The organism is Salinisphaera sp. (genome assembly GCF_035690525.1).
GTDB lineage: Bacteria > Pseudomonadota > Gammaproteobacteria > Nevskiales > Salinisphaeraceae > Salinisphaera.
In genome coordinates this window covers 1-9448 of sequence record NZ_DASSKM010000173.1, presented here as the reverse complement: position 1 = coordinate 9448, position 9448 = coordinate 1, and the positions used below count along the sequence as shown (strand labels likewise).

The 9448-nt window shown below is 64.5% G+C and carries 7 protein-coding genes; 2 read left to right on the top strand and 5 right to left on the bottom strand.

Features of this window, described 5'->3' with window-relative positions; genetic code table 11:
- The coding region (locus tag VFJ08_RS13250; RefSeq protein ID WP_324997695.1) for a PAS domain-containing protein at nt 1-3402 on the bottom strand (3402 nt) is incomplete at its 3' end.
- 80 nt (nt 3403-3482) lie between these two features.
- On the opposite strand from VFJ08_RS13250, the gene VFJ08_RS13245 reads away from it, so the two are divergent.
- Nucleotides 3483-5132 (top strand): multicopper oxidase family protein, encoded by a 1650-nt coding sequence (locus VFJ08_RS13245; RefSeq protein WP_324997694.1) that lies wholly within the window; start codon nt 3483-3485, stop codon nt 5130-5132.
- A 79-nt stretch (nt 5133-5211) separates the two neighbouring features.
- Nucleotides 5212-6162 (top strand): Gfo/Idh/MocA family oxidoreductase, encoded by a 951-nt coding sequence (locus tag VFJ08_RS13240; RefSeq protein ID WP_324997693.1) that lies wholly within the window; start codon nt 5212-5214, stop codon nt 6160-6162.
- A 179-nt stretch (nt 6163-6341) separates the two neighbouring features.
- On the opposite strand, the gene VFJ08_RS13235 is transcribed toward VFJ08_RS13240, so the two are convergent.
- The 4 genes from VFJ08_RS13235 to xth all read right to left on the bottom strand — a co-directional run bounded on the left by VFJ08_RS13235 (nt 6342) and on the right by xth (nt 9275).
- Nucleotides 6342-6767 carry an RES domain-containing protein gene (locus tag VFJ08_RS13235; RefSeq protein WP_324997692.1) on the bottom strand — a complete coding sequence of 142 codons (426 nt, stop codon included), beginning with the start codon at nt 6765-6767 and terminating at the stop codon, nt 6342-6344.
- 159 nt (nt 6768-6926) lie between these two features.
- The gene (locus tag VFJ08_RS13230; RefSeq protein ID WP_324997691.1) at nt 6927-7313 is read right to left on the bottom strand and encodes an antitoxin Xre/MbcA/ParS toxin-binding domain-containing protein; all 387 of its coding nucleotides are present in this window, start codon (nt 7311-7313) and stop codon (nt 6927-6929) included.
- Nucleotides 7314-7581: 268 nt separating this feature from the next.
- Entirely contained in the window at nt 7582-8460 is an 879-nt protein-coding gene (locus tag VFJ08_RS13225) for a hypothetical protein (RefSeq protein WP_324997690.1), read from the bottom strand.
- Nucleotides 8461-8498: 38 nt separating this feature from the next.
- Nucleotides 8499-9275, bottom strand: a complete 777-nt coding sequence (xth, locus tag VFJ08_RS13220) for an exodeoxyribonuclease III (protein ID WP_414707077.1) — start codon at nt 9273-9275, stop codon at nt 8499-8501.
- Nucleotides 9276-9448 lie beyond the last annotated feature (173 nt).

Genomic DNA, 9448 nt, shown 5'->3' with positions numbered 1-9448 from the left:
TTCGGGGGCAATGCCATAACCCTGGTCGCGCACCCGAATAACCGCCTCGCCGCCTTCCGCGCCGGCCGTGACATGAACGGTCCGCCCGGGCGGCGAGTATTTGGCGGCGTTGGTCAGCAGGTTGGTGACGACCTGAACCAGTCGCCGCCGGTCGCCGTCCACCATCAGATCGTCCGCCACCGCTCTTTCGACCGTTTGTTCGTGTTCATCGAGCGTGGTCCGTGCCGTCTCGATCGCGCGAACGATAACGTCGTCGACGTCCAGCGACGTCTTTTTCAGTTCCAGCTTGCCGCGCGCGATGCGCGACACGTCGAGCAGATCGTCCACCATGTTCGCCAGATGCCGTACTTGCGACCCGACGATGGCGCGCTCGCCGGCCAGCGCCTCCGGCTGGCGCCGCTTCATCAATTCGAGCGTCGTCATGATCGGCTGCAGCGGATTGCGCAGTTCGTGGCCGAGCATGGCCAGAAACTCATCCTTGGCGCGGTTCGCCTCCTGCAACTGCGCTCCCCGGTCGCGCAGCGCCGCGTCGGCGCGGGCGCGCTCGATCGCGGCCCAGGTGCGTTCGGCCACGTTCTCCACCAGCGCGACTTCGCCGCGCGTCCAACGCCGAGGGCGCGCGGAGATCGCGACCATCGCCCAGAGCGGGTTGTTCTCGCCCTTGCGCAGCGTCGGCGCAATGAACGCGCGCATCCCGAGGCGCCGGCTGTTACGCCTCTCGGCTTCCGACAGGCCCGGTCTTTCGAAGTCGTCGCCGACCACCATGGTCTGGTCGAACGCGGCCCGGAGTCCTTCGGGGAAGTCGGACAGGCGGAGCGTGTCGGGTAATGCCGGTACTCGATCATTGCCCGCCTGATGGGTGATGTCGGCGCGGTCGTCCTCCAACCGGAAAGACGCGATATAGCAGCGATCGAGTTGCATCTGCCCGGACAGCATCCGGATCGCACGCCTCGCCACGGCGTCCGCGTTCGGTTCCGCCCGCAGCGCATCGCTCAACTTGAGCATGAATTGCTCGCGTTTCTCGCTCTCATGCAGGGCTTGTTCGGCTTGGCGCTGTTCGATTAGATCGGCGGCTTGCCGCGCCAGCAGGTCGAGAGAACGAAGCTCGCGTTCGGACGGGCGGTGATGTTCGCGCCAGTGGGTTGAAAATATTCCGATTGGCTTGCCGGAACGCGAAATGAGCGGCGTTGACTGCGCACAAAGCAAACCGTGCTCGACGTGGATTTGTAAAGAGCCGTCCGTGTCCTCTACCTCGTTCGAGTCGAAATCGACGAACACACGCTCGCCGGTTGCCAGCGCGATGCCACACGAGGTTTTTGATCCGGCATTCACACGGGCAAACTTTTCTATCATCTTTTGCAAATCGTTCTTCGCCGAGAGAAAAACGAGTTCCCGGGTTTCTTCGTCGTAAAGTTGAACGGTTCCGGTATCCGCGCGGGTCAGCGCAATCGCCGCGTCGAGAATTTTGTCGTAAATCGTGTGGATGTCCCGGTCATTGGTCGACTGCGCGGCAAGTTCGTGCAGAATCTGCGTGCAGCGCAAGTCTTCCGCGACGGCGATTTCGGCGCGCTTGCGCTCGGTAATGTTCTGCGTCACGCCGACCATTCGAAACGGCGTGCCGTCCTTCCGGTACAGTACGCGGCCATGAATTGAAACCCAGTGCGCCTCGCCGTTTGGCCAGATAACGCGGCATTCGGTGTTGAACTCGATACCCTCGTTTATGGCGGTTTCCGCGGCTTGTTCCCAGCGGCGTTCGGCGTTGAACTCGATCCCCTGGTTTATGACCGTTTCTACGGCCTGTTCCCAGCGACCGCGGTGCTCGGGATGAATCAGCTCGGCCAGCCGCTTATAGGGCAGTTCGGCGTCGGAGGCCAAGCCGAAGTTGGCCTTGCAGGTGGCGGTGCAAGTCAGGGTTTTGTCGGAAAGCTCGAGTTGCCAGGAGCCGAGCCGGCCGGCCTCGAGCGCTATTTGCAGGCGCTCCCGGCTTTGGCGCAGCACGGTTTCCGTGCGCGCCCGCACGAGATCCGCCCATAGCCGTTCCGCAACCTCCTGCACGAGCGCCACTTCATCGACGCTCCAGTGGCGCGCCGTATGCTGATGAACGCTCAGGTTGACCCGCAGCCTACCGTCGACGATCAGCGGAACGCTGAGCAGCGCCTTCACGCCAAGCTCCGCAATACCGGCGAGATCCGGCCGGTCGAGAAAAGGGTCGCCCACATCGTCGATTCGCACCGTCCGGCCGGCCCGAAGATCGTTCATGATGGGCCCGTCGTAGTCCTCCAGCCGCATCACCGTCGGATAGGGTTGAGCGCCATCGGCGAACCAGCCATGGAAGATGTCGGCGATGCCCTTCGCCTCGTCAAACTCCGCGAACAGGATCCTAGAAGCGTCCAGGCGTTCGCCAAGCAGCTGAGCGGCGGCTTCGATCATTGCGTTTGCACTGGGCTGGGCGCGCATGACATCGCCGAGCGCGAGCAGGAAATTCTGGCGCTCCACGCTTTCGTGCAGGGCCGCCTCGGCGCTCTTGCGCTCGGTAATATCCAGCGACACGCCGGCCAAGCGCGCGTCCTTGGCGCCGTTTGCGCTGAGTTGCCCCCGGACGTCGGCCCAGCGGAGTTCGCCCGCCGGCGTCAGCAGGCGATATTCGACATGAAATTCCGACCGCGACTCGACCGCCGCCGCGACCGCGGCGGCCTGGCGCTCGCGGTCGTCCGGATGAATGGCGGCGAGCAGATCTTCATAACCGAAAGGCTCTTCAGGCTCGCGGCCGAAGTTGCGCTTGCATTGCGCGGAGGCGGTCAGCGTGCGGGTGGCCAGATCGAGTTGCCAGTGCCCCAGCCGCGCGACGTCGATTGCCTGGGCGAGCCAGCAACCGCTTTCATCCCGGGCCGCTTGTGCGCGCACGCGCTCGGTGGTCTCGATCGCGGTAATGAACAGCCCGGCGATCTTTCCCTCGTCATCGCGTAGCGCGCTGTGGCAGAAGTCGAAGTAGGCCGGCTCACGCGGGCCGCCACGATCCGGCAGTAGCTCGAAGTTCTCACGCCGCTCGGAAACGCCGGTGGCGAGGACGCTGTGCGTGAGCGGCCCCACGTCGGCCCAAATATCCGCCCAGCATTCGCGCGCCGGCTGGCCGAGCGCGGCCGGGTGTTTGGCGCGCAGGATGTTCATCGCCTCGTCGTTGTAGATCTGGATCAGGTCCGGCCCCCACCAGACATAATGCGCGAAGCCGGCGTCGAGACAGGCGGCCACCGCCGTTTTCAGGCTTTGCGGCCAGTTTTCGATGGCGCCGAGCGGCGTTCGCGACCAATCATGCGCGCGCACGCGCGCGTGCATCTCGGTGTCGCCGGGGAAGGCTACGGATGCGTTTTGACGCGCGTTCCGCTTGGATTCCTCTGTTGTCATATCCTTGCCGGCCGGCGCTGTGGAAAAGTCTATTTTGAGCCAGAATTATAGGTAATCACTGCTAATATTCCGCGTAGATTATGCGTAGATCAAACGCACCCACGCTCAAGCGCCATGCGCGCTCGACCATGCATTCGACTGATCGCAACGGCCGACGCCGGCTACTCAAGGGCCTCGCGGCCGGTCTGGCCGGCGCGTATGTCGGGCCCGGCGGGGCGCGCGCCGGTGTGGGCGGCCGGGCCTTGCCCGATGCGTCGTTGCCGTCGACGGGCGTTTTTCGCCGGCCGCTGCCTGTTCCGCCCCAGGCAGCCGGCCATCTGGATGCCGCCGGAGTTCGTCATTACCGGCTCGCGACCGGTTACGGCACGAGCGAACTCGTCGAAGGCGTGCATACACCGACTTGGGGCTGCAACGGCGCCGTTCTCGGCCCGACGCTGCGTATCCCACGCAATCAGCCGGTCGAGTTGCATGTCCACAACGGGCTCGACCAGCCCACCACCATGCACTGGCACGGCGCCCGGGTGCCCGGCCGCATGGACGGCGGCCCGCACGGCGTCATCGCGCCGGGCGAGACATGGACCGCGGCCTATACGCTGACCCAACCGGCCGCCGCGCTTTGGTATCACCCGCATCCGCATGCCTACACCGGGCCCCAGATCTACGGCGGGCTCGCCGGCATGCTCTGGATCGACGACGACAGCGACCAGGCGCTCGCATTGCCGCGTACCTACGGCATCGACGACCTGCCGATCGTCATCCAGGACCGGCGCCTGAACGATGCCGGCGGATTGGCGTACATGACCGCCGTGCGCGATGTCATGGGCATGAAAGGCGACCGGTTTCTCGTCAACGGCGTCGAACAGCCCTATGCGGAGGTCGCGGCGGGCTGGCTACGCCTGCGGGTTCTCAATGCATCCAACGCGCGCAACTACAATCTGGCGTTCGACGACGGCCGTAGGTTTTATGTGATCGCGGGCGACGCCGGGCTGCTTGCCGAGCCCGCACCGGTCGATCAACTGCTGTTGGCGCCGGCCGAGCGGGCCCAAATCCTGGTGGATCTGCGCGGCGATCGCGGCCGTCGACCGGTGCTGCGCAGCGCTTCGGGCGCGGTGGTGCCGGGCCTGTATCGCATGCCGATGGCGGTCGATGCGCATGACCGCCGCGGCTTTGATCTACTCGAACTGCGCGTCGGGCCGTCGCTCGATCTCGACACGCGGCTGCCGGATCGATTGGTCGACCAGCCCGTGCTCGCACCCGACGGGCCGCGCCGACGGTTCCTGCTCGACGGCATGATCGCGTCGGATGCGCTCGCGCGGATGCAGGGCGGACGCGGCTATGGCTCGCGCCCGGCGAGCGGGCCGGGCGGGATGAGCGCCGGCACCGGCGGCCGCGACCTGTTCGCCATCAACGGCGAATTCATGGATATGAACGTGGTCAATGCGCGCATAGCGCTCGGCAGTACCGAAGTCTGGCAGGTCACCAACGTCAGCGTCATGGCGCATCCGTTCCATATGCACGGCACCTCGTTTCTCATCCGCGCGCGCAACGGCAAGCCGCCGGCGCCGCACGAGCGTAGTTGGAAGGATGTGGTGCTGGTGCGCGGCGGCGAAACCGTGGAGCTGGCCGCCCGGTTCGATCATCCGGCGGATGCCGATCATGCCTATATGTATCACTGCCATATCCTCGAGCACGAGGACAACGGCATGATGGGCCAGTTCGTGGTCGCCTGAACCAACTGGCGGCCGATCGCGGCCTGCCGAGCGCGAACGCTCTCGTTACACTAGGGGCTTCGCGTTCGTCAGGGCTTTTATGAAAATCGTAGTGATTGGCGCCGGCGCCTGGGGCAAGAACATCATTCGCAATCTCGAGGAGCTCGGTGCGTTGTCCGGTATTGTTGAAGGCAACAATGAGCGCCTCAACGCCTATGCCAAAGAGCACCCGGATCTCGCGTTGTACGCCGACTGGCAGGCGGCGCTGGCCTCCGGCTGCGATGCGGTGGCGATCGCCACGCCCACGCCGACTCATCACGAAATCGCGCTGGCGGCGGTCGCGGCCGGCAAGGATGTGTTCGTCGAAAAACCGATGACGCACAGTTCGGCCGATGCCCGCGAGCTGGCCGCCGCGGCCGAGGCCGCCGGCCGGATCCTGATGGTCGGCCATCTGTTGCTGTATCAACCGGCGATCGCCTGGATCAAGGATTACGTCGAGGCCGGCGAGTTGGGCGAATTGTTCTCGATCCGGCACGAGCGGCTCAATCTGGGCCGTGCCCGCAGCGCCGAGAACGTGATCTGGGATATCGGCGTGCACGACATGGCGGTCATGCTCTATTTGACCGGCGAGGCGCCGCAACGCGTACGCGGCACCGGCCATCGCATGCTCGGGCTGTCGGTGGAAGACGAAATGCACGTGCATTTGGAGTTCGCCGGCGGTATCCGCGGCAATATCCATACTTCCTGGCTGTGGCCGGAAACCCAGCGCCGCACGGTGCTGCGTGGAACCAGAGGCATGCTGGTTTACGATGAAGTGGCACAAGCGGTCACCCATCACCGTAAGTGGATCGACGCGGACCTGACCAATCGCGACGAAGGCAGCGAAGTCGTGCACCGCGGCGACGGCCAGCCGCTGCGCCTGGAACTGGCGCATTTCATCGACTGCGTTACCGATCGTTCCCGCCCGCGTTCGGACGGCGACAGCGCGGTCGCGGTTATCGAAACGCTCGAGCGCATCAATGCCGCGGTGGCGGAGTCCAGTCGCTACTGAGGCTCGGGCTCGACATTTTGGACAACCACCGCCCGCCTCGCCGATGGCGAGTTCGGGTTGGTCTCCGCAGCGATCTACGACTTCGAGGTATTCGGGCCCAAGGTCGTGCAGTCATCGTTCGGCCGGCCAGGGCCAGCTCGATTATTGAGCACGTTGAGTGCCTGGTTTTGTGACCGTGTTTACACGAGCTCTTTCCAAGTGCTCGCATCGAGAATGGTCCGCGTTGCGCTGGCCGGCGCCGCATCGTGCAGGGCAATTTGAGTGTCGCTGTGGTCCAGCATTTCCGGAAATACGGCCAGACAATGGTCGTGCCCGCGCGCAGATCGATATACGATGCCTTCAAACTCGGCGTCCCTGAGCAGGGCGCCGAAAACCTGTGGATTGGCCGGCAACCCGTGATTGCTCGGCAGGTAGCGCCAATCCGGCGCCAACAGTGTCCGCATCAATACCTTGGGCGAGCCGACGGTCTGGGGAGCGCCGAGTCCGATACGGCGCCCCAGTTCCACAACTTCTTGCGGCAGTTTGAAATCGCGAATGACATCAGTAAACGGCTTGAGCGCGGCCAGACGGTCCAGTGGAAAGGCACGCTCGATTCGGCCAACCACGCGCACATAGCTGTACGAATCTGCGTTGCGCAGCGCAAGGTCGCCGGCCGATTCCCACGTCCTGAGATCGAGAACGGAGAAGGCGTCGAGAAGATACTGATCCCCCGCCTTGGTTTGCGACAGCGACCGCGCGCTACGCTTGCGCCGCGGTTTTTTTCGTCATGCGGGGGCGTTTTCTTCTTCGGCTTCCAGAACGAAGCGCAACAGCCGATCATATCGGCCTAGGCGAATCATGTCGCGCGGCGTGACATAGCCGAGCATCGGATTCTGTGTGCGAAACCACAGCGCGGCCTTCTGGGTATCGCCTTCGAAGTGGTTCGCCACCTTGGTGCAGATATTGGCGATCTGCTGCAGGCGCTCGGCCAGTTGCCGCGGGATCTTTTGATCCAGACGCACCGACGTCTCGCTGACGCCGCCGATCTTGGACAGCGCGTTCTTATCCAAATCGAGAAATCGGGCCACACTCGGATAATCCATGCTGGCGCCGGGTCCAGCCCAGAACTTGAGTGGATCAGTGGAGCTCACCGTCTGATACAGGGATCGCATGCACGTTACCGGCACGTTATGGACATCTAATTTAGCCAAAAGCGAACCTCGACTAACCTTTTTTCGACCATATAGCAACCGAAATCGGCAAACTCAGACAGAGTATCGATGTCTATTGCAACAGGCAGACCCATGACCGACGATCATCAGGGGCCGCGCAGCTATAGTCGCAAAAGAAGTCCGTCGCTGCGCCAGTCGTCTGCAACGCAGGTGGCGATGATCGATCCGTGACGAGGCGGCTGACTGGCCGTGCCGGGCGCTTGCGCGGCTACAGCCATACTTTCTGTGCAAGCCATTCGAGCGGCGTTGGATCGGAGCGCCCCCACCAGGCATCGCCGAGGTAGTCGACCGCGATCACGGCTTCGTTGGCCCCGCCGGGGGTATACATCGCAGGCAGCTCGACGGGCGGCTCCAGCGCGCCGAGCAGCAACGGCGCCACGAATATGTTGGCCTGCTGTGCCTCGGTCAGCGCCCGCTCGGCGGTCTCGCCGGTCTCGCCGGTCTCGCCGGTTTCGCCGCTGAGCAGATGCCATAGCAGGCGGCCCCAGCACATCACCGCGGAGGCATCTTCCTCGTAGTCACGCATTAGTGCATCGGCGCGCTCGAGTGCATCGGTGGCCAGATATAGCCCGAGCAGCGGGTCGCGCACGCCCTGGTTGTCGTTCGGATTGAGCGCGAGCATTTCCGCGTATTCGGCGATCGCCGCCGGCGTATCGCCCTGGCTTTGCAACAGTTCGGCGATACGGCTTTTCAGGCGCATGTACGGCCGGGTTTCGATCAGGCCCCAGAAATAACCGCGGTCTTCGCTGAAAGTTGCCTCGCCGAGTTCGGCCCGCGCCACGCCTTCGACGACCTGCAAGGCCGTAAGCAGCTCGGCCGGTTTGTCACTGGCCAGTTCGGCGTACAACGCCAGGCTGTCGGTGTCGCGCGGGTTGGCATCGAGCGCGGCCTGCAGGGCACCGACGGCGGCTTCGGCATCGTCGGCCCGTAACGCATCGAGCGCCGCGTCGTAGTGCTCGGCGGCCGAGCCAAATGCGTACTCGGGGGCCGCCGGTGCGCGCGAGGCAATCTCCGCGATCATTGTCGCCGGCGTGGGCTTGTTGCTACGCTTTTGCGGCGTGCGTCGTTTGTCGCGTTTCTTGGTCATAGTGTCGTTTGCTCCGATTATGGTGCAACGCGGCACGGTCAGCGGCGCGTGAAAGTGCCTACCACCGGCACGTGATCGGACGGCCGCTTGCGGCCGCGCTCGCCGACATGTGCCTTGCATTCGGTACAGGCTTCGGCCAGCGTCTTCGAAGCCAGCACGTGATCGATACGCAGACCGGCGTTGCGGGCCCAGCCGCCGCCCCGATAATCCCACCAGGTAAAGCGATGCCGGCCTTCGCGTTCGTCGAACAGACGCCAGCAATCGGTCAGGCCGGTGTCGAGCAGGGATTGCAGGGCCGCGCGCTCGGGGGCCGAGCATAGGATGCGGCCGTCCCATTTTTCGGCGTCCCAGGTGTCCTCGGGCCGAGGCGCGACGTTGAAGTCGCCGGTGAGCACGAGCTTGTCGTGCGACTCGAGCTCACGCGCCAGCCAGATACGCAGCGCTTCAAACCAGGCTAGCTTGTAGTCGTAGCTCGGGGTGTCCAGATCCTTGCCGTTGGGGCAGTACACGCCGATCACCCGCACATCGTCCACGGTGCCCGCGATCACGCGCTTGTGATCGTCGGCGAAATCCGGCAGCGCGGTGACGACGTCGCGGGCCGGGTTCTTCGATAGCAGGGCCACGCCGTTGTAGGTCTTCTGGCCCGAGAACACGCTGTGGTAACCGGCCTCGGCGAGCGCGTCGGCCGGGAACTTGTCGTCGACGAGCTTGGTTTCCTGCAGGGCGAGCGCATCGACCGGATTGGCCTCCAGCCAAGCGACGATGTGGGAGAGGCGCACGTTGAGCGAGTTCACGTTCCAGGTGGCGATCTGCATGGGCATGAGGTCGGCGACGGTGAGTGGGTCGGGGCTTCGGCCGATGGAGCCATAAGCCGGCCGGCAGCTATTGTACCGGCCGAGCGGATTTGGCGGGCTGCGCCGCCGGGTCGGCCTCAGGCGGCGTGCGGCGTGGCCAGCCCGCTATGGCGCAACAGGGCGTCGATCGACGG